Annotated in this window: 17 protein-coding genes; 7 read left to right on the top strand and 10 right to left on the bottom strand. The window is 36.8% G+C overall.

From position 1 onward, the window contains the following. Positions 1-16: 16 nt before the first annotated feature. From AWW83_RS03540 to AWW83_RS03525, 4 genes are read right to left on the bottom strand one after another with little or no spacing between them, the layout of a single operon-like run. Positions 17-1,402, bottom strand: coding sequence for a M20/M25/M40 family metallo-hydrolase (locus tag AWW83_RS03540; protein ID WP_092348605.1), 1,386 nt, complete (start codon positions 1,400-1,402; stop codon positions 17-19). Between the two features lie 21 nt (positions 1,403-1,423). After that, a complete protein-coding gene (xerD, locus tag AWW83_RS03535) occupies positions 1,424-2,377 on the bottom strand; it encodes a site-specific tyrosine recombinase XerD (protein ID WP_092348602.1) in 954 nt (317 codons plus the stop codon). After that, on the bottom strand, positions 2,364-4,697 hold the full coding sequence (locus tag AWW83_RS03530; RefSeq protein WP_092348599.1) for an HD family phosphohydrolase: 2,334 nt from the start codon (positions 4,695-4,697) through the stop codon (positions 2,364-2,366). Before AWW83_RS03530 ends, xerD begins: the two co-directional genes overlap by 14 nt. Positions 4,698-4,700: 3 nt before the next feature. Then, on the bottom strand, positions 4,701-5,567 hold the full coding sequence (locus AWW83_RS03525; RefSeq protein ID WP_092348596.1) for a Cof-type HAD-IIB family hydrolase: 867 nt from the start codon (positions 5,565-5,567) through the stop codon (positions 4,701-4,703). Between the two features lie 197 nt (positions 5,568-5,764). Here AWW83_RS03525 and AWW83_RS10215 point away from each other — a divergent pair, with 197 nt between their 5' ends. Genes AWW83_RS10215 through AWW83_RS10120 form a run of 3 tightly spaced genes read left to right on the top strand, consistent with a single transcriptional unit; the run spans position 5,765 to position 7,453 of the window. Beyond that, a complete protein-coding gene (locus tag AWW83_RS10215; protein ID WP_420021877.1) occupies positions 5,765-5,947 on the top strand; it encodes a hypothetical protein in 183 nt (60 codons plus the stop codon). Further along, a complete protein-coding gene (locus AWW83_RS03520; RefSeq protein ID WP_234697235.1) occupies positions 5,892-7,322 on the top strand; it encodes an SLC5/6 family protein in 1,431 nt (476 codons plus the stop codon). Before AWW83_RS10215 ends, AWW83_RS03520 begins: the two co-directional genes overlap by 56 nt. Further along, positions 7,322-7,453, top strand: coding sequence for a hypothetical protein (locus tag AWW83_RS10120; RefSeq protein WP_268761451.1), 132 nt, complete (start codon positions 7,322-7,324; stop codon positions 7,451-7,453). Before AWW83_RS03520 ends, AWW83_RS10120 begins: the two co-directional genes overlap by 1 nt. Before the next feature lie 50 nt (positions 7,454-7,503). Here AWW83_RS10120 and AWW83_RS03515 read toward each other — a convergent pair whose 3' ends face one another. The 3 genes from AWW83_RS03515 to AWW83_RS03505 form a co-directional block, all read right to left on the bottom strand. After that, positions 7,504-8,667 carry a T9SS type A sorting domain-containing protein gene (locus AWW83_RS03515; protein ID WP_092348593.1) on the bottom strand — a complete coding sequence of 388 codons (1,164 nt, stop codon included), beginning with the start codon at positions 8,665-8,667 and terminating at the stop codon, positions 7,504-7,506. Beyond that, positions 8,615-10,231 (bottom strand): hypothetical protein, encoded by a 1,617-nt coding sequence (locus tag AWW83_RS03510; RefSeq protein WP_143713877.1) that lies wholly within the window; start codon positions 10,229-10,231, stop codon positions 8,615-8,617. The genes AWW83_RS03515 and AWW83_RS03510 overlap by 53 nt, the downstream gene beginning before the upstream one ends. Positions 10,232-10,330: 99 nt before the next feature. Further along, positions 10,331-10,750 (bottom strand): hypothetical protein, encoded by a 420-nt coding sequence (locus AWW83_RS03505; RefSeq protein WP_092348587.1) that lies wholly within the window; start codon positions 10,748-10,750, stop codon positions 10,331-10,333. 362 nt (positions 10,751-11,112) lie between these two features. Between AWW83_RS03505 and AWW83_RS03500 the strand changes: the two genes are divergently transcribed. The 4 genes from AWW83_RS03500 to AWW83_RS03485 all read left to right on the top strand — a co-directional run bounded on the left by AWW83_RS03500 (position 11,113) and on the right by AWW83_RS03485 (position 17,008). After that, entirely contained in the window at positions 11,113-12,033 is a 921-nt protein-coding gene (locus AWW83_RS03500) for an amidohydrolase family protein (RefSeq protein WP_092348584.1), read from the top strand. A 63-nt stretch (positions 12,034-12,096) separates the two neighbouring features. Then, entirely contained in the window at positions 12,097-12,423 is a 327-nt protein-coding gene (locus AWW83_RS03495) for a hypothetical protein (protein ID WP_092348581.1), read from the top strand. A gap of 67 nt (positions 12,424-12,490) precedes the next feature. Continuing rightward, positions 12,491-14,659, top strand: coding sequence for a TonB-dependent receptor (locus tag AWW83_RS03490; protein WP_092348578.1), 2,169 nt, complete (start codon positions 12,491-12,493; stop codon positions 14,657-14,659). Between the two features lie 126 nt (positions 14,660-14,785). Then, complete coding sequence (locus AWW83_RS03485) at positions 14,786-17,008, top strand: carbohydrate binding family 9 domain-containing protein (RefSeq protein WP_092348575.1); 2,223 nt, start codon at positions 14,786-14,788, stop codon at positions 17,006-17,008. A gap of 1 nt (position 17,009) precedes the next feature. On the opposite strand, the gene AWW83_RS03480 is transcribed toward AWW83_RS03485, so the two are convergent. Genes AWW83_RS03480 through AWW83_RS03470 form a run of 3 tightly spaced genes read right to left on the bottom strand, consistent with a single transcriptional unit; the run spans position 17,010 to position 20,317 of the window. Further along, on the bottom strand, positions 17,010-18,152 hold the full coding sequence (locus tag AWW83_RS03480; RefSeq protein ID WP_092348573.1) for a galactokinase: 1,143 nt from the start codon (positions 18,150-18,152) through the stop codon (positions 17,010-17,012). Continuing rightward, positions 18,145-19,167 carry a GTPase ObgE gene (gene obgE, locus AWW83_RS03475; RefSeq protein WP_092348569.1) on the bottom strand — a complete coding sequence of 341 codons (1,023 nt, stop codon included), beginning with the start codon at positions 19,165-19,167 and terminating at the stop codon, positions 18,145-18,147. Before obgE ends, AWW83_RS03480 begins: the two co-directional genes overlap by 8 nt. 1 nt (position 19,168) lies before the next feature. Next, complete coding sequence (locus AWW83_RS03470) at positions 19,169-20,317, bottom strand: hypothetical protein (RefSeq protein ID WP_092348565.1); 1,149 nt, start codon at positions 20,315-20,317, stop codon at positions 19,169-19,171. Between the last annotated feature and the right edge of the window lie 13 nt (positions 20,318-20,330).

Below are 20,330 nucleotides of genomic sequence, written 5' to 3'. Positions count from 1 at the left end.
CCCTCTGCTAAAGTTTTCACTTTATCTGTGAAATATCATAGAAATACTTAACAAATGTCTTCATTCCACCGGATGCCTGTCTCCAGTCAAAATTCTCATTCGGCTCATGATAACCATGTTCAGGCAAGCTTAAACCGATGAAGACAATTGGAACTTTCAAATGCTTTTTCATCGTGACAACTGCACCAATTGATCCGCCTTCTCTTATGAACGCTGGCTTCAAACCGAAACCAAATTCAAGTGCCTTCACAGCTGCTTCCGCATAAGGTCCGGTGAATTCACCATAATACGGCTCAAGCGAATTTTCTTTTATAACTTGAACATCCGGATTTAACTTCTTAACATAATCCTTTAAAAGCTTAAACACTTTATCAGGTTTTTGATCTGGCACAAGTCGCATACTTATCTTCGCTTCGGCTCTTGGCGGGACAATTGTCTTTATCCCAGGTCCTGTATAACCACCGACAATTCCATGAACTTCAAATGTAGGTTCAGCCCAAATTCTCCTCAAAATCTCTGCTTTATTCTTCGTCCTTATGCTCTTAAATCCGTAAACCTGTATCCATCTTTTCACATCAAACCCTGAAGCGAGAAAGTTCTTCAACTCTGCGTCGGTGAGCTTTTTGACATCCTTGTAGAATCCCGGGATTTTCACTTTGCCTGTTTTAGCATCATAAAGCTGTGAGATCAATTGACAAAGTTCGCCGATTGGATTGCGTGCAGCTCCGCCCGTTGTTCCAGAATGAACATCTTTCGTTCCTGTTTCAAGCACAAGCCGTGCACCTTGAAGACCCCTCAAACCATAAGGAATGGATGGTTTCTGCGGTGAAATCCACAAAGTATCGGAAACAAGAACAGAGTTAACTTTTAAATCCGACTTATAATTCTTGATGAAATATTCAAAGTTTGGGCTTCCATTTTCTTCTTCAAATTCCCAGATAAACTTAATGTTTATTGGGATTCCATTCTCAACTGCAAAACGAGCTGCGAACAATGCTGTAAGAGCTGGACCTTTGTCATCGGTTGTCCCACGACCATAGTATTTTCCATCTTCAATTGTAAATTTAAACGGCTCACGAACCCATTCCGGACCACCAGCTGGCTGAACATCAAGATGATTGTAAATTGCAACTGTTGGATTCTTCGGATCTGTGATGTAAGAACCTAAAACGACGGGATTTCCTGGGGTCTGACATTTCTTTGCTTCAAAGCCAAACTTCTTCAAAAATTCAACCGCAAGATCAGCGCCCTTCTCAATCTCACCTTTGTAAGATGGATCCATACTTATTGTTGGAACTTCAACAATTTCACCAAGCATTTGCTCAAATTCTTTCCTGACATCATCAACATAACTATTAAGTTTTTCAACTATGTTTTCCCAGTTTGGAAGTTGCCCTGCCATATCTTCTCTCCATTTTTGTTTTTAGTTTGACCTTGGATGATAAAGCCGATAAATTTCTTTTAACATTTCATTGCTTATGTGTGTGTAAATTTGCGTCGTTGTTATGCTTGCGTGTCCAAGCATTTCCTGAACCGATCTCAAATCAGAACCTCCTTCAAGAAGATGCGTTGCAAAAGAATGTCTTAATGTGTGTGGATGAATTTTTTTTCTTATCCCAGCCATCAAAGCATATTTTCTTACCAATTTCCACACGCTCATCCGTGTTAATTTTTTTCCTAATCTGCTTAAAAAAAGAACATCTCCACTACCTATTTTAACAAGTTTCGGTCTAACTTTCAACTGATATTCACGAATCCACTTAATTGCAACTTTGCCGATCGGAACTAATCTTTCCTTTGAACCTTTTCCCATAACTCTTAATATTTCCATATCAAAGAATAAATCCGTTTGTCTCAAATTTATAAGTTCAGAAACTCTAACCCCCGTCGCATACATCGTCTCAAGAATTGCTCTGTCTCTTATGCCCATAAGTGTTGATGTGTCTGGTTGTTCAAGGAGTTGAAAAACTTCATCAACTGTCAAAACTTCCGGCATTTTCTTTTTAACACGTGGATGTTCAATGTTCTCAACAGGATAAACTTTTGAATATGACTCAACGAGTAAAAATTTATGGAAACTTCTTATTGACGCAACATTTCTTGAAATGCTTGACGGACTCAAACCAATTAAGCCAAGTTCCCGAATATAATTTCTAACGATTGCTTCTTCAACTTCATCAGGATGATTTATCCCGTTTGATTCAAGGAACAACACATAACGAATCAAGTCAATTGAATATGAATCAACAGTATTTTTTGAATAGCCCTTTTCTATTTCAATTGATTTCAAAAAATGAGTCAAAAATTTTCTCCAGACCTCGCTTTTAATTCTTAACAGCGCTTCGCTTACAATATATTTGCTCTCAATCCCCGCCATTTTTAACTTTTCTCGTTCTCTTTTTTGATTTCGCTTTCGGCTCCGGGGTTCGCTCTGATTTCTCTTTCAAAATTTCCTCTTGCGCTGGATACTTAACACGTGGATGATAAAGATTAACGAGCATTTGAATAAATGTTTTCTTTATCTCTTCAATGTCCTTGAATGTTAAATTTGACTCGTCAAGTTGTCCATCTTCAATTCTGTTTTCAAATATAGCCTCAACAATTTTTTCAATGTTTTCCGGCGTCTTATCATCAAGCGAACGAACAGCAGCCTCAACTGAATCAGCAAGCATAACAATTGCTGTTTCCTTTGAATCCGGCTTTGGTCCCTTGTATCTGAAATTGCTTTCTTCTATTTCAACATCTTTAAGCTCACGCCTTTTTAATGCCTTGCCATAAAAATACGCAACAAGCGTCGTTCCGTGATGCATAGGAATAAACTTTATAATTTCGGATGGAAGCTTATATCTTTTCGCAAGTTTTTGTCCTTCCTCCACATGCGAAATTATTATTTGAACGCTTTGCTCCGGGGTTATTGAATCGTGAAGTTTATCCGACTCCATTTGATTCTCAATGAAGAATTCAGGATTTAAAATTTTTCCAACATCGTGGTAATATGCTCCAACTCTTGCCAGAATTGGATTTGCCCCTATGGCTTTAGCTGCGGATTCTGCAAGTGTTGCAACAGCAATGCTATGATGGAATGTCCCAGGAGCCCGTGCTTGTAATTCACGCAAAAGCGGATGATTGAAATCTGAAAGTTCAAGAAGCGTAATCTCTGTCATAATTCCAAAAATTCGCTCAAAGAAAATCAAAAGACCGTATGTAAAAATTGGAGAAAGCAAAGAATTCGCTGTGACAAAACCAAGTTTAACAAACAAATAATTCACACTTTCATATTTTTGAAACGAAAAACCAAGCACAACGAAAACATAAGCAAAAAATATGAAGACAAAACTTTTGAAAATTTGCATTCTATTTGCAATGCTTCTCACAGAATAAATTGCAACAGTTCCAGCAACAAAAGACGAAACCGCAAAATCATAACTGTATCCGAGAACGAACCCCGTGATAAACGAAATTACAGAAGTCGCCCAAAATGCAACCCTTGAATCAAAAATTATCGTCATCAACATTGAAAAAGTCGGAATAAGGACAAGATAATTTACATCGCTACTTGTAACTTTTATTTTCCCCACCAAAAACGCAAGCAAAATTTCAAACAAGAACAATGCGGTTATCAATGCGATCAACTTGTTGTCAAAATAAATCCTTTTGCGATACATATACAGATAAATCCAGAAAATTGCGAAAACACATCCTGTTAAGATAAATCTTCCCAAATCTTTGAGAATTTTGCCCGTGCCAATTCCACGCTCTTTTTGTGCCTTTTTCAAAGATTCAAGTTTAAGATATATCTCTGGCGTTATTATCTCGTGTTTTGATATTATTTTTTCATTTTCACGCACAACCCCAACGGTTTTCAACACTTTACTTTTTTCTCGCTCAATCAAATCATTCGTTTCTTTCTCATTAAAAATTAAATTTGGTCTAACAAACGAATAATAAATTTTTGCAACTAAATCAAATCCAGCAGTGTCAACTTCTTCAAACTCCGAAAAATTTTTCCTGACAAAATCTTTGGCAAGATTCCAACATTCGCTCAAATCGTAAAATTTTCCCTCTTTGTAAATTTCTTCAAACTTACCCTTTCTTAAAACAATCTCATTTCTGTTCAAATTTGCCCTCGGTATGGAAAGCACACCCGCTGGCTGATAAATCATTGAAAGATACGCTTGTCCCAAAACTTTAAACTTGCCAATTTCAAAATACCCAATTTTATTTAACGACTCAATTTTTTCAAGTTCATAAACATTTACTTTTTCAAGCAATAAATTTTTCAATCGCTCAATCTCAATGGAATCCTGCTTCAATGAACTTGTGCTGACACCACGATTTATTTTCACCTGATAACTTTTCTTCAAATCAAGGTATGATTTCAAATTCGTTATAAAATCTTCAAACTCTCTAACTTGATTTCTATAAACCTGTGTGTCAACATCAAAAATGAAATAAACTTTTGAATAGACGGATTTAACTTCATCCTGATATTGCTTTTCATCCTTATAAACTGGGAATGAGAAAGGAGCAACGACATCATCATAAAGCCATACACTTCCAACTTCATATTTATATTCAAAAGCGTAAGGACTTGGGAAAAGAACCACGACAGAAATTGGGATAACAAGAAACATCAAAACTTTAAGAGCAAGGTCTTTCGGGAATAAAGATGATATTTTGAGCGAAGGAATTTTCATAAGTTATTTCAATTTTTTTGCATCAAGTAGAATTTCAAGAAATTCACTTACACCATCTTCATCATTTGTCTTCGTTGTGACATAATCGGCGTTAAATCTAACTTCTGCGACTGCGTTTTTCATAGCAACCGCAACTCCAACCTTTTTTAAAAATTCAATGTCATTATAAAAATCACCTATGCCAGCAACTTCACTACGCTTCAATTTAAAAAATTTTCTGACATATTTTAAGCCCGTCGCTTTTGAAATTCCTCGTCGCTTTACTTCAAGATATGTTAACCTGTCGTATTTAAGAGATGGATAAATTGAAGTTGATATATTTGAGAACAAAGGCGGTTCAAGTTTATGTGCAATTTTGTGAAGGATATAATTTCGGTCTGAACTTAAAACGACACGCAAAACTTTATCTGTGTAATCGTAATATGAATCAACTTCCATCGTTTCCGCTTCAAGATTTCCGATGTAAGATGGGAAAATTGTATTTTCAGGAGTGTAAATAACTTTATCTTCGGAATAAAAAAGTATATTCACGAAAAATTTATCTGCAAGTTCAAGCGCCTTTAAAACTTTTTTCTCTGGAAGATAAAATGCTTTTATAGTTTCTCCTTCAGGAAATTTCACAAGCGCACCATTTAGAGAGACAATTGGATCATCAACCCCAAGCATTTTCGCATATTTTACAGAAGCGGAATGAACACGCCCAGTGATGAGAGTAAATTTAACTCCGTAATTTTTTAATTCATTTACCAGTTGAATTGTGCCCTCGCCTATTTGATTGTCTGAACTTAACAATGTGCCGTCAATATCACAGGCAACGAGCTTAACTTGCTTCAATCTTTTTTTAAGCTCGTCAAGTTCAATCTTTTTCAATTCTCAATTTGCTTTTTCTTTTTTTTAAAATTTAACAAAAAAGTAAGAAAGAACAAACGGGAAAATTAACATAGGCAGGCGAAGTAATGCACTTTTACTTGAAAATTTGATTTAAAGTTTTTATCATTTGTTTAAATTTGGAAACAAAAAATTTTCAAAACCCGGACGAAACGAAAACTAACAAATAAGGAGGCGTAATGGCAAAAAGAGAACGCTGGGGGACAAGAATCGGATTAATTCTCGCAATGGCGGGAAATGCAGTTGGACTGGGGAACTTTCTCAGATTCCCAGTTCAAGCTGCACAAAACGGAGGGGGGGGCTTTTATGATTCCATATTTCGTTGCCTTTCTACTTCTTGGAATTCCATTGATGTGGGTTGAATGGGCTATCGGAAGATACGGCGGTAAATTCGGTCACGGAAGCGCACCCGGAATGTTTGACGCTATGTGGAAAGCTCCAATATCAAAGTATCTTGGAGCACTTGGGCTTTTTATATCAACGGTAATAATGGTTTATTACACATACATTGAATCGTGGACGCTTGCATTTAGTTTCTTCTCAATAACGAAAGCATATTTTGGCGAAACAACATTTGACACGATGCGAAGCTTCTTGCAAAGTTATCAAGGAATTGAGAAAAATTATTTCCAAAGCATTCTCCCCGCATACCTTTTTATGTGTGTAACCCTGTTTCTCAACTTTTTCATTCTTTATCGTGGAATATCACGGGGCATAGAAATGCTTGCTAAAATTGCAATGCCAATGCTTTTCCTGTTTGCAATAGTTCTCGTCATAAGAGTTGTGACGCTTGGGACACCTGATCCAGTCAATCATCCTGATTGGAGCGTTGAAAGTGGCTTTGCTTTTATATGGAATCCTGATTTTTCAAAACTTGGTGATGCAAAAATCTGGCTTGCTGCTGCAGGTCAAATTTTCTTCACATTGAGCGTCGGAATGGGAACATTGCAAGCTTATGCAAGTTATTTAAGGGAAACAGATGACATCGCTTTAAGCGGTCTTTCAACAGCTTCAACAAATGAATTCGTTGAAGTAATTCTTGGAGCAAGCATTGCGATTCCAGTTGCAGCTGCTTTCTTTGGAATAGAAACGACACAGGAAATCGCCAAAGGCGGTGCATTTAACCTTGGTTTTGTATCAATGCCGATAATTTTTCAAAAACTTCCATTTGGAGAATTTTTTGGTTTTCTTTGGTTTTTGCTCCTTTTCTTCGCAGGGATAACTTCATCTGTTGCAATGGCTCAACCTTTGATAGCATTTCTAAAAGAAGAATTCGGAATTTCACACGCCAGAGCGACAACTTTGATCGGTTTCTCTGTTTTCATCGCAATACAATTTGTTGTGTTTTTCTTAAAACATGGCTTCCTTGATGAAATGGATTACTGGGCTGGAACTTTTGGACTTGTTCTTTTTGCTTTGTTTGAGATTATAATTTTCGCTTGGATATTTGGGATGGATAAAGGCTGGGCTGAAATAACAAAAGGCGCTGATATTAAAGTGCCGAGAATTTTTTACTACATCATCAAATACATAACTCCTCTTTATCTCCTTTTCATCATGGTAAACTGGCTCGTTCAAGATGCAATACCAACGCTTTTAATGAAAGATGTTAAGCCAGAAGATATACCATATAGATGGGGCGCAAGAGCTTTGATGTTTTTGATCTTCCTAATCATAATTTTAATGGTTAAAACCGCCTGGGCAAAACGAGAAAAAACAAAAGCTGGAGAAATATAATGAAATTAACAACGGAAGGAATTATCTTTATGACACTTGCGTGGGGAATTGTTGCAACATTGACAATTTACTGCTTCGCAAAAGTTCTAAGAACAAAAACAAGATATGATAACGATCAAGACGAGGAATGAAAAGTTAATTTAAAACAAAAAGCCCGGGCTTAACACCCGGGCTTTAATTTTTACTTAATCAACATCATCTTCCTCGTTTGAACGAATTTACCCGCCTTCATCACATAGAAATAAACACCAGACGAAACTGTTGCACCATTTTTATCTGTTCCATTCCATCTGACTTTATATTTTCCGGGCTGTAAGAATTCGTTTATCAAAACTGCAACTTCTCTGCCGAGTATGTCATAAATTTTTATCTCAACATTCACAGCAACTGGAATAGAGAATTCAATATCTGTTGTCGGGTTGAATGGGTTCGGATAATTTTGCGCAAGATAAAATTCTTTCGGAATTTCATTGCCAGCAATTTGAACTTTTGTAACTGGTTTTGGAGCTTCTCTTATTTCAATTGCATCTGCTCTTATGACAAAACTATCTTGCTTTGCTCTATTTAAAAGTGAATCAGCGTAATATGCATTCACAAGAGCTGTATCGTTTTCAAGCCGGATATAACCAAAGATCGCTGTTTGTTTTGAGCCCATTGTAAAGTCGCGTCCACCTCGTCTGAATTGAAATCTGCCGAGGTAAATTCTCTCAACGCCAAGTTGACTAACAATTACTGTCTCGGGTTGAGCGCCACCCTGTTGATAAATCAAATATCTTGCTCTTGGGGTTGAATTACTTGCTGCAAGCCCGGTTCTTGCATAAACATCAAAACTATCAACCTCAGAAGCACCTTCTCTCATTGGTATAAACGGATACCATTCTGCAAACGCATTTGGAGCTCCATAGATATAAGCAAGCAATCTTGAATTATTTATTCCGCTTCCTGTTATCCTGTTCCATTTGTTATAAGTTGTATCAACTGGCGGATAAACATAATCAACTATGCTTGGTTGCGCATAAAATTCTCCTTCAACATCGTTATCAGCATAAACAAGCGTACCTCTGCCTGTGCCGGTGAAAATTAAAGTTAAAACGCTGTCATACTTTGAGTTTGAAACAATGTAAAGGGTATCAACATATGTTCTTAAATCTTTCGGAGCAAACTCAACGATTAGGTTAAACTTTCCATTTATTGCAGGAAGCTCAAGTGGTAAATTTGGCATATTTATGATTCTGAAAATTCCGGAAGTATCCGCAAAATGAATGTCATAAATCCAAAGCGATCTCTCACCATTACTTCCAATTGTAATTTGTTCTTCTGTAATTACCTTGCAATTCTCTCTCAATTAAATCAACCGCAACTTCACCAAATGCGATCGTTCTTTGAGCAACAGTTATCTGAGGATGTGTTGGGACTTTTCTAACTCTTAAAAGATCAGTCCTAAGGAAATTACCAGATGCCTGCCCAGGGTTGCTGAATATAACCTGCGTCGGTCCTCCAGGGTTTAACTTAAATGTAAAACCAGGTCCACCAATCTGCGCCCAAACAAGAGCGGTTGTAACCTGTCTCTGATTAAAACCTGTAACCCTCTGTGTATCAGCAAAAAATGGCGTGACAACATCAATCTGTGCTGCTGTCGCTGCGTTTGGTGAACCAGCAGGTCCTGAATACTCAAGTATGTAATCACCACCAAGCGTATCAGGAATCACAAACTGATAAATCGCATAAGGTATCTGACCCGTCCCAGTGTAAACCCTGCTGTTTCTATTGCCTCCGGGGATTGGAAATGGATAAGGACTTGCAACTGAATTCACCCATCCAGCAGGTGTCTCTTGATAAAGAACTTGATCCCCACCAGGAGCTCTCCAATGTGGCTCACTCCCATCGCTTGCATTCATTATGAAATTATAGTTTAAACCTTGTCCAGCAACATGAAGATATGCAACTGGTTCCTCTGGGTCGTCGCTTTCTATCGCAAGTGAATCAACAATAAACTCCTCCTGATAAGGTCTGAACACAATCGTCAAATCATAATAACTTCCCGGATTTATCCTTATTGGCATAGGATCATTCGTGTAGAATCTTCCAGTGTGTCCATAAACATTGTAAATAGTCAAAACGCTATCCCCAAGGTTAAACAATCTCACCTTTTTCTCAGCTGTCTCTCCAGCTGTAACCTCAGGGAAAACCTCTCCAACTCTGTAAAGTGCGAAATGATCCATATTCGGTCTCGTCGTATCAGGATTTGTCACCTGCCATGGATTACCCTTCATTCGCCTACCAAATTCAAGATCCCTTGGAAGATTGCTTCTTAAAACTCTAACAGCATCAACCCTCAAAAATGCAGGTGTTAATGTGTCAGCACCAATTGTCACAATAACAGGAGCTCCAGCGTTTAATCTCAAAATCGTAAGTGGATACCATGAACCATCTGCACCACTTTGCGTTGGACGCCACAAACCCGCTTGTTGTAAAGTCGGAAGTCCAGCACCATTTAACATCTGATTATGTCTCAAAGAATCAGCATAAACACCCTCACCAAATCTCTCAACTGTTATATAACAATTTGGAGATGCATTCCCACTCTGTTGAAGATAGTAGTAAAGAATGTAATAATCATCCGTGTCAAGAATGTTTTGCTGTGTTTGTGTTGGAATGTTGAAAATATACTTTGCCCAAGCTCCAGATGGACTTCCTGCTGTGTATGGGGTTCTCCTGTGGTCGGGTCCAACATTTGCTGAACCTGTGTTTGTAAACCATCCAGGTCCAGGTTGACCGCTTCCAACTGTGCTCGGCTCTTTCTCATAATATCCATCGGTTGAATCACGGTCAACCTCCCAATTTGTTTGTCCACCAGCGAGATTTGGTGTATTATCAACTGTAAACCACTTGTGGTGTTGATGTATCAAGTGGTGCAAATTGGGAAAAGACCTTTCCTTCAAATAAAAGCAGGAAAGCCAGAATTAAGCCCGTAATTTTACGCATGATTTTTCACCTCTTTTTGATTTTTATTTTTTGTAAAGAGTTACACGCTCTATCCCGGGTTTCCCAAGAAATCTATCATTTCCAACCGGGATAACTTTGTAGTAGACAAATATACTATCTTCAGCGAAGCTTGGAATTGTTGAATCAGCGTAACTTGGGATTTTGACAGGCGGTTGGAGAAATGAGTAATTTCCACCTGTTGTATCCCGCAAAGATCTGTAAACTTCCCACTCACGCAAATTTCCATTGTCATCATAACTCCAGTTTAAAAGAACAAGATATTTTCCAGTTGGCGTTTTCCCAACAGTAACACTTAAATTCTTAACATCTGGAACTCTTCCGATATGCGTCGGCGTGATCAAATCTCTCGGTTTATCACAGCCAAAAATTAAAATAGTAATCACCAGAATTAGGGACCAAGAAGAAAGTGCGTTTTTCAACATATTCGGGGAAAATTAATTTTTGCTTTTAATTCAAAAATAAAAGCCGATGCTTTAAAAAGCAAGGATTTTGGGCAGAAAATTTTGACTTTTTAAAAATCATTTCAAATCCACATTCATTAGGGCTTTGCAGAGCCAATTTTAAAATGACCTCAAAAAATAGCCCGAAACCCTTGACAAAAGATTTTTGATTTATTATATTTATAGCGAGGCATAATCATCCCCGTTTCCTTTCCCGCCGGGATCGCTGGCGTGTGTCCCCGAGCGCCAGCGGTCTTTTTTTATTTTTTTACCGACCATTTGAAAACTTCCTTTGATTTTGATATTTTAAAACTGAACAAAAGAAAAAATTTCTGGAGTTTAAAATGACGGAAAAATTTGAAATCTGGGATGCCCATGTTCACTTTTTCTCATTTAACTTCTTCAAAACTCTCATAAGAATGAAGACAAAAGAAACACCATTGAGCGAAGAATTTTCAAATCTTAAAGAAAAATACGGAATAGAAACCCCACCAGTTAGTCCCGTGCAACTCGCAAGACGATGGATTGAGGAAATGGAAAAATATAAAATTTCAAAACTTGTTCTATTTGCAAGCATTCCAGAAGATGCGCTTTCCGTGGCAACCGCAATTTCGGCTTTCCCGGATAAATTTATCGGCTTTATCACAATAAACCCACTCTCATCGGAAGTTGAATCTAATATAAAGCACGCAGTTGAAAATATGGGGATGAAGGGAATTATTCTTTTTCCAGCACTTTATCATATACACGTTTATGATGAATTGCTTGAAAAAATCTATTTGATCGCAAAAGAATATAAAATCATCGTCTTCACACATTTTGGAATTTTGAAAATACCCATTCGCGAAGCAATTGGATTAAACGACCAAATTGATGGGACATACAGCAATCCAACCGACCTTCACAGAGTTGCAGTAAGATATCCGGATGTTAACTTCATAATACCACACTTTGGCGCTGGATACCTGCGCGAAGTTTTAATGCTCGGCTCTCAATGTAAAAATGTCTATGTTGATACATCAAGCTCAAATTCTTGGATAAAAGTTTTACCTTATAAAATTGATCTCAAAGATGTCTTCGCAAAGACGATTGATGTTTTCGGGGTTGATAGAATTATTTTTGGGACGGACAGCGGTGTTTTCCCTCGTGGATATAGAATTGACATCTTAAATCAACAGCTTGAGATAATGAACGAACTTGGTTTAACAGATGAAGAAATTCAAAAAATACTTTCCGGAAATTTAAAACGCATCCTTGAGATTTGATGGAACAAGAATTTTCGCAACTGTGTTTAAAAATTTTGAATAACAAAACAAATTTGGCTGACTTTGAAGCAAAGAAAAATTTACATATTGCTTACGCTTGCGATTTATCTTGTTGGACTTGTTTATGTCGGACTTAACTTTCATTTTCATTTAAGCCACGATTCAAAGCAAATAACCGAACACAACTGCATAAACCACAAATTTCATCCCGGTTTAAATTCCGAATTTGCCTGCGTTTTAACATCGCTTAATTTAAACCATCTCTCTTCAAAAATTTACACTTTAGATTTTACAGCTGAGACAGAAAACATTTCAACTGCTGAGATTTTACCTTTCCCAAAACCTCTCAACTATCTTTCAATCCTAAAGCGTGCTCCCCCAGTTTTGTAATCCATCTTTAAACTTTTTCATTTCTCTGAAAAAAATTTTTTAAAAACAAAATTTGGTTTTCAAAGCCATGCGAAAAATAATCTTGTTTGGGCTTATTATATTCTTTCACATAAATTTATTTGCGCAGGGAACAATTAAAGGCAAAGTTATAGACAAAACCACGAAAGAACCGCTTCCTTTCGCCGATGTTCATCTCATTGAACTCAAAAGAGGAACGATCACTAAAAACGATGGAACTTTCATCATCAACAAAGTCCCAGCGGGAAATTACACGATTGAAGTTAGCTATGTCGGCTATAAAAAAACACAAAAGAAGATAAATTTAAAAGATGATGAAACAGTTGAATTAAACATTGAGCTTGAGCAAACTGCAATTTCACTCCCCGGAGTTGTGGTTACAGGAACGATGTATGAAAGAAGTGCATTTGAAATACATCAACCAATCGCAGTGCTTGATGAAGACAAACTTGGTTTAAGATTGAGCGATAACATTGCAAAGACGCTTTCATATGAACCAGGGATAAATCTTGAATTTAACGGCTCAAATGTCGGACGACCTGTGATACGTGGGCTAACGGGCACAAGAATTTTAATACTTGAAAACGGCGTGAGAATAGGAGACGCTTCTGATTTATCGCCAGATCACGCTATCTCTTTTGAACCAACATCAGTTGAAAGAATTGAGGTAATCCGCGGTCCAGCAAGTTTATTCTACGGGACTAATTCCGTTGGCGGTGCAATAAACATAATCTCAGAAGACATACCGAAAACAGTTCACGATAAACTCCGTGGTTCTATGAGATTGATTGGTTCAAGTGTCAATTCGTCTTTATCTGGCTCAGGTGCGTTTGATTATGGAATTAAAAATTTTGGTTTTAGAGGCGAATTTGGATACAGAAAAAACGGCGATACGAAAACTCCAATTGGAACGCTCAACAACACAGAATCTGAAAACTTGACATCTTCAATCGGGATAGCTTATCACGCAAAAAACTTAACAACTGGATTTGCTTTCAGAAATTATCAAGGTAATTACGGTGTCCCAACTGAAGATGAAGAACATCCAAGATTTAAGATAAACAGAAACAAATTTGCTTTTAAATCCGAGCTTGGATTTGAAAATTCAAAAATTCAAGGTATTGAATTGCAAATTAATCAAACTGATTACGACCACAGGGAACTTGAAAATGGAGAAATTGCAACGCACATAAAAACGAGGACGCTAACATCTGATTTGAAATTAAAACATGCAAAAATTGGGAATTTATCCGGGATGCTTGGTTCAAGCTTTATGTATCAAAATTACAGCACCACAGGCGAAGAGAAATTTTTTGCGGATGCAAACCTTTATCTTGCTTCTTTAATACTTTACGAAGAACTTGAACTTAACAGATTAACAATTCAAACTGGCGTAAGATACGATTTCGCTCGCATTAAGTCAAAAGAATTTGAAAATGCGCCATCTCAAGTTAAAAATTTCAGCGTCTTCTCAACATCTGCTGGATTTGTTTATAAACTCGCCGATCCGATGAATTTAACTTTAAGTTTCTCCCGAGGGTTCAGAATTCCATCACTGCAAGAGCTATTTGCCTATGGACCACACCTTGGGACTTTAAGTTTTGAAGTTGGAAATCCTGATTTAAAAGCGGAAATATCAAACGAGGTTGATCTCTCATTTAGATGGCTGACGCAAAGATCAAATGTTGATGTTTCGCTTTTTCTGAACTACATCAATAACTTCGTCTATCCATATAACACTGGCGAGGTTGACAGTGTATCTGGGCTTCCAATTTATGGATACACATCTTCAAACTCTGTTTTGCGTGGTTTTGAAGCAAAATTTGAATTTGAGCCGATAAGACATCTTAACACATCAATTCTTGTTGATTATGTTGAAGGTAAAAAAAGAGATGTTGACGAATACCTCCCGTTCATCCCACCGTTGAGAGGTATTATTGGGATTGAATATAGAACGAGCAAATATAATTTTGGAGCTGAAATTAAATTAGTTTCATCGCAAAATAAAATCGCCCCGGATGAAACGAGAACGCCCGGCTATGGGATTATAAATTTGCATTTTGGATTGAGATTGATTTCCTTCGGACTTGCACATGAGATAAATCTTAACATTGAAAACTTAACAAATAAAACATATTACGATCATCTTTCAAGGATAAAAAGTTTTGCTCCAATGCCGGGGCGAAATGTAAGCTTGATTTATCATCTTCTGTTTTGATTAACTCATTCATAAACCTCCCCATCTGGGGAGGTTTTTTGATTTTTCAGCATCTGTAACTTTAAAATCCCGCCTTTCGTAAAAACATACCGAAATAAAATCGCAAACAAAACGAAACCTTGTGAAATGTCAAAACATCTACAACTAATCATCTTTATCTCTCTTCTCACCTTCTTAAATCCTGCAATTTCACAAAACGAATACAAAATCAAAGCCCTTAAAACTAACGAACCAATTAAAATTGACGGAAAACTTGATGAAAAATCTTGGGAAATAGCAGAAAAAGTTCAATTAAACTACGAAGTTCAAATCACCGACAACGAACCCGCACTTCAAAAAACAACAGCGATGGTTCTTTACGACAATGAAAATTTTTACTTCGGATTCATATGCTATGACACAAACCCGAAAGAAATAAGAGCACACTTAACAGACAGAGATAAAATCTGGGAAGATGACTTCATCATTTTAATAATTGACACATACGGAGACAATCAGAATGCATACGAGCTTGCGGTAAATCCATACGGAATTCAAGGAGATGGCATAAGAGCTGGGAATTCAGAAGATATGAGTTTTGACTTTATCTGGCGTTCGGCTGGCTTCGTAAATGACTCCGGCTGGACTGTTGAAATTGCAATTCCATTTAAAAGTTTGAGATTTCCGAAAAAGAAAAATCACGAATGGAACATTTTAATCGGAAGAAATTATCCTCGCAAAAGTAGATTTATCTTCTCATGGACACCTTTTGATAAAAACAATCCATGCCTTCTATGTCAAGGCGGGAAATTAACGGGACTTGATGAAATTACTTCAACAAGCTTAATTGAAATTTTACCTTATGCAATGGGTTATCAATCTGGCTTTCTAAAAGATTATGATCCTTCACTTGAATTTAAAAACGAGCCGATAAAAGGAAGATTTGGAAGTGGCGTAAAAATATCTCCAAATCCTGAACTTACAATTGAAGGCGTTTTAAATCCGGATTTCAGCCAAGTTGAAAGCGACGCATATCAGATAAATGTAAATACGACTTTTGCGCTCTACTATCCCGAAAAGAGACCTTTCTTTCTTGAAGGTGCGGAAATTTTTAGAACGCCGATAAATGCATTTTATTCAAGAATGATAAACAATCCACTCTTTGCTTTGAAATTGAAACAAAAGTCAAATAAAATAACCATTGCCTATCTTTCATCACTTGACAGAAATACAACATTTATTATTCCAGGTGAAGAAGAGAGTTCAACGATCTCAACAAATTTAAAATCACTCTCAAACATCGGACGAATTAGATACGACTTCGGCGAACAATCTTATGCAGGTTTTCTTTTGACGACGAGAAATTTAAACGATGCGTATAATTATGTCGGTGGTGTTGATTGGAGTTTATTTTTCTGGAAGAGCTATTATTTCAGGGGGCAAATTCTTTACAGTTTGACGAAAGAGATAAATAACTCTGACATATTTTCAAGCACAAGAAAATTTGGAAATTCAAACTTTGATGCAACATTTAACGGTGAAAGATATTCTGGGACAGGAGTAATTTTGAGATTTACAAGAAACACAAAACATCACGAACTTGACATTTCCTACCGCGACCTTTCACCAACATTTCAACCACATTTAGGTTTTGTCACATCAAACAACGGGAGAGTTTTAACTATTGAGAATCAATTTACACTTTATCCCAAAAATTCATTTATAGACATTGCATTTTTAACAGCCGAGGGCGGGATTAGATTTAATTATTTCGGGGCGCAGAAAGAAAAATGGTTCATGCTTGGGATTGGCGGACAATTAAAAACTCAAACAAATGTATTCATTGGATTTCTTCCATTAAACGATGAAATTTTCAGAAATCATAGATTCAGAAACATTCATCGTATTTTTGCAAACATTTACTCTACCCCAACTGGATTTTTAAGTTTGCAATTTAACGGCTCATATGGGAAATATATTTATCGCACGGATGAGCCAAAACTTGGTTTAGGGACAGAACTCGGCGCATGGTTTAAACTTAAACCAACAGATAAAATTGAAATTTCTATCTGGTATCAAAAAGCGAATTTGAAAGATATTGAAACGAAAGAAAAATTTTACGACGGCTATATAACTGGGCTTGTTGGAATCTATCAGTTTAATCCGAATCTGTTCGTGCGATTGATAACGCAGTATAATTCATTCAGCGGTTCTGTTCAGGTTTTTCCATTGTTAAGCTTTAAACTTAATCCATTCACAATTTTTTACATCGGTTCAACTCTTGATATGATTGACTTCGAAGAACCTTATGGCGTGAGGCAGACAAATCGTGAGTTCTTTTTAAAAGTTCAATATCTCTGGCGTAATTGATTTAACTTTTTGAGCTTACTTCAACTCCATTTTCTGGCGAGGTAACATAGATTTTAACTTTTCTTCCGAATAATTTTTGAAACTCGTCCGATATAATTTTTATCGCCTCGCCTGTTTTTTCTTTCAACGCAATAGCCACAACTCCGGAACGAAAACCATAAATTTTAGCACCAACAACGCCATCAATCGTGGCAGATATATCAACAATTGCATCAATTTCATCTGACGACATCTCATAATCATTTCTTAAACTCAAATGTGAATCAAACATAAGTTTCCCAAGCATTGAAAAATTTCGCCGTCTCAGGGCAATGACAAAATTTAATGTCCTCTCATTTTCACCAACAACATATCTGACTCTGTTAATTGAACTTTTTTCAAGGAAGTTTGCATATTTTGAAACTTCATCAAATGTTAAGTCACGAAGTGAGTTAATTTTGGGGTTAACACTTGAAATTATATCAAGTGCTTCTTTGCATTCTTTTTCACGCTTTAAAAAATCTTCACCGGTGAAGGCGTCTTTTCGCCCGGGATCAATTATCAAAATTTTTAATCCTTTTGAAATTGGGGCATATTCATATTTAAATGTCCTGCAATCAACAAAAATCCCAGCATTATCCCTTACCATTGCGGAAGCAATACAATCAGAAACATTTACATAAGAAGATAAAAGATACTTATTCACCTTTTCACACAATTGGATAAGATCAATGTCTTCAATGTCAAAATTTTGCAAATGGCGAATTCCGAAAGATAAAGCAACTATAGTTGCGGGCAAATTCCCAATTTCCATAGTTGTAGGTATATCCGTAGCAATGCAAATGTTAAGCCCGAAAAGATCAAAACCACTATCAAGAAAAGATTTGATGATCCCTTTGACAATTGCAGACCTTTCACCTTTTGAAATTTTTGAGAGCGATTTTTTCGTAAAACTTTCAATCGCAATATCACGATCAAAATAAATCAAAAATTTTTCATCAATTCTTGAAGATATGCTCACATAGACACGGCGATTTACACCGATTGAGAACACAAATCCACCATTTCTTTGCGTATATTCTCCCATTAAATTTATCGTCGCTGGAGCAGAGCTCACAACTTCTGGCTTTTCATAAAAAACCTGATTATGAAGCGTCTCAATCATTTTGAGCCGAAATAGATTCTTTTTCTTTTATTTTTTCAAGCTCCGACCACATAAGGTCAATCAATTCTTTCAAACCCTCACCCGTGATGGCAGAGATTTTTACAATTGGTATATTGTCTTCAAATTTTACTCTGTCAAGTTTTTTTCTCAAACTTTTATCCGCAAGATCAATTTTTGTAATTGCAACTATGCGTGGCTTTTCAAGCAAAACCTGCGAAAATAGACGCATTTCGTTTAAAAGCGTTTCATAATCTTTCATTGGATCGGGACTTACACATTCAATCATAATCACAAGCAATTTTGTTCGTTCAATATGCTTCAAAAATTGTATCCCCAGCCCCTTGCCTGCGTGAGCTCCTTCAATTAATCCCGGCATATCAGCAACGACAAAACTTTTAAACTCATCATATCTTACAATTCCAAGATTTGGTTGAAGCGTGGTGAATGGATAATCCGCAATTTTTGGTTTTGCTGCTGAGATTTTTGAAATAAGGGTTGATTTTCCAACATTTGGAAACCCAACCAAACCAACATCAGCGATGAGTTTAAGTTCAAGCTCAATTTCCCTTTCCTCCCCCTTTTCACCTTTTTCAGCAAATCTTGGCGCTCTATTTGTCGGAGTTGCGAATCGTGCGTTTCCTCTTCCACCTTTTCCACCACGGGCGACAATGACTTCATCACCGTGATTCACAAGGTCTGCGATTATTTCGCCAGTTTGGGCATCTTTTACAACCGTTCCACACGGGACAAGTAAGACGACATCTTCACCGTCCTTGCCGTGTTGATTTTTTCCTCTTCCGTGCCCGCCGTTTTCAGCCCTGTAAAATGTTTTGTATCTGTAATCAAGCAAGGTTGAAAGATTTCTATCCGCGCGTATTATCACATCTCCACCCTTTCCACCGTCTCCACCATCAGGACCACCTTTTGGGACATATTTTTCCCGCCGGAAACTCACACAACCATTGCCACCATCACCTGCTTTAACATAGATTTTCGCATAATCTATCAAAAGCATATCACTTCACCCAAGTAGAATATCTTCTATAAACAAAATCTGTGAATTCAATTGCTTCATCTGAATAAGGGTCAATTTCAAATTCAACAAAAATTGAATCAATAAATGCCGATGCATCTTTCCAAGTCGGAATTGTGTTAAGTTTTTCTATCGCTTCATTAAACCTCGTTTCATCGCGCTTGAAAATCTTCCTAACAAATTTCTCCCTCATCTTTTCATCAAGCAATGAATTTAAATCCGGAAGTTTAACTTTTGGTTCAGATTGCGGTTCAATTTTTTCTTCAACTTCCTCTTTAATTTCTTCCTTCTTTGCCTCTTCTTTCACCACCAAAGGTTTTTCAACTTCTGGCTCAACTTCAACTGGTTTTTCTTCTACCGCTTTTTCTTCTACTTCCGAAACCTTAAGCACCCGTTTCAAAATTATCTCAAGATCGGAAACAGAAAATTTAGCTCTTCCGTGAAGGTCTCTTTCAAGTTCTATTTCTTTAACTATGCTTTCGGCTCCTTTATCGTTAAAGAAAATCACAAGTGCACTTGCTGGGACAAGCCCGGAGTCATTCGCAAATTTGAAAAAGTTATACACCGGCTCAACAATTGAAATTAAATCTCCAATAGAAACATTTCTCATCACTTCTTCATCAATTTTGCGAAGCAGTCGCTGAAAAACTTCAAGTTTGATCTCTTCGGATTGATACTTTGTGAAAATTTTTTCAATCAATTTTTTGTAATAAGCATACTCATTAAAATTTGCAAACGCTTCAAGTATTTGCTCTTTTGTTTTTACAGAATCATTTTTGAAAATTATCTTCGCAAGAGTCCATTCAGGTCTTAACACAAAGTTTATCGCAAATCTAACCGCCTTGTCAACAGCATTTTCAAACTCGGAACGGTTGAACAAAATCGCATTTTTAAGAGAACTCGTTAATTTCTTCCGGGCTTCAACAAACTCCGGATTATTTTGGTCAAATCTTCTTGAATATAAAACATTCAAAATTTCTTCGCTTAAAATTCTTTCGGCGAAGATATTGAAATAATCTTTCACCGCTTGAGGTATTTGCCAGCTTAAAATTTCCATAAGCGAAATTTGCTCCTTTCCCGACGCAAGGGAAAAAATTTTTTGCTTCGTATTTTGAAGCTCTGTTTCAAACATTTTTTAATCCAGA

The organism is Candidatus Chryseopegocella kryptomonas (assembly GCF_001536065.1).
Classification (GTDB): Bacteria; Bacteroidota; Ignavibacteria; order Kryptoniales; family Kryptoniaceae; genus Kryptonium; species Kryptonium kryptomonas.
Note: the sequence above shows the minus strand (reverse complement) of the source record. Positions and strands in the feature narration are given on the sequence as shown.

Coding starts and splice junctions, on each gene's coding strand:
- AWW83_RS03540 (WP_092348605.1), bottom strand. CDS start 1,402: ATGGCAGGGCAACTTCCAAACTGGGAAAACATAGTTGAAAAACTTAAT.
- AWW83_RS03500 (WP_092348584.1), top strand. CDS start 11,113: ATGACGGAAAAATTTGAAATCTGGGATGCCCATGTTCACTTTTTCTCA.
- AWW83_RS03530 (WP_092348599.1), bottom strand. CDS start 4,697: ATGAAAATTCCTTCGCTCAAAATATCATCTTTATTCCCGAAAGACCTT.
- AWW83_RS03485 (WP_092348575.1), top strand. CDS start 14,786: ATGTCAAAACATCTACAACTAATCATCTTTATCTCTCTTCTCACCTTC.
- AWW83_RS03480 (WP_092348573.1), bottom strand. CDS start 18,152: ATGATTGAGACGCTTCATAATCAGGTTTTTTATGAAAAGCCAGAAGTT.
- xerD (WP_092348602.1), bottom strand. CDS start 2,377: ATGGCGGGGATTGAGAGCAAATATATTGTAAGCGAAGCGCTGTTAAGA.
- AWW83_RS03490 (WP_092348578.1), top strand. CDS start 12,491: ATGCGAAAAATAATCTTGTTTGGGCTTATTATATTCTTTCACATAAAT.
- AWW83_RS03505 (WP_092348587.1), bottom strand. CDS start 10,750: ATGTTGAAAAACGCACTTTCTTCTTGGTCCCTAATTCTGGTGATTACT.
- AWW83_RS10120 (WP_268761451.1), top strand. CDS start 7,322: ATGAAATTAACAACGGAAGGAATTATCTTTATGACACTTGCGTGGGGA.
- AWW83_RS10215 (WP_420021877.1), top strand. CDS start 5,765: ATGGCAAAAAGAGAACGCTGGGGGACAAGAATCGGATTAATTCTCGCA.
- AWW83_RS03520 (WP_234697235.1), top strand. CDS start 5,892: ATGATTCCATATTTCGTTGCCTTTCTACTTCTTGGAATTCCATTGATG.
- obgE (WP_092348569.1), bottom strand. CDS start 19,167: ATGCTTTTGATAGATTATGCGAAAATCTATGTTAAAGCAGGTGATGGT.
- AWW83_RS03470 (WP_092348565.1), bottom strand. CDS start 20,317: ATGTTTGAAACAGAGCTTCAAAATACGAAGCAAAAAATTTTTTCCCTT.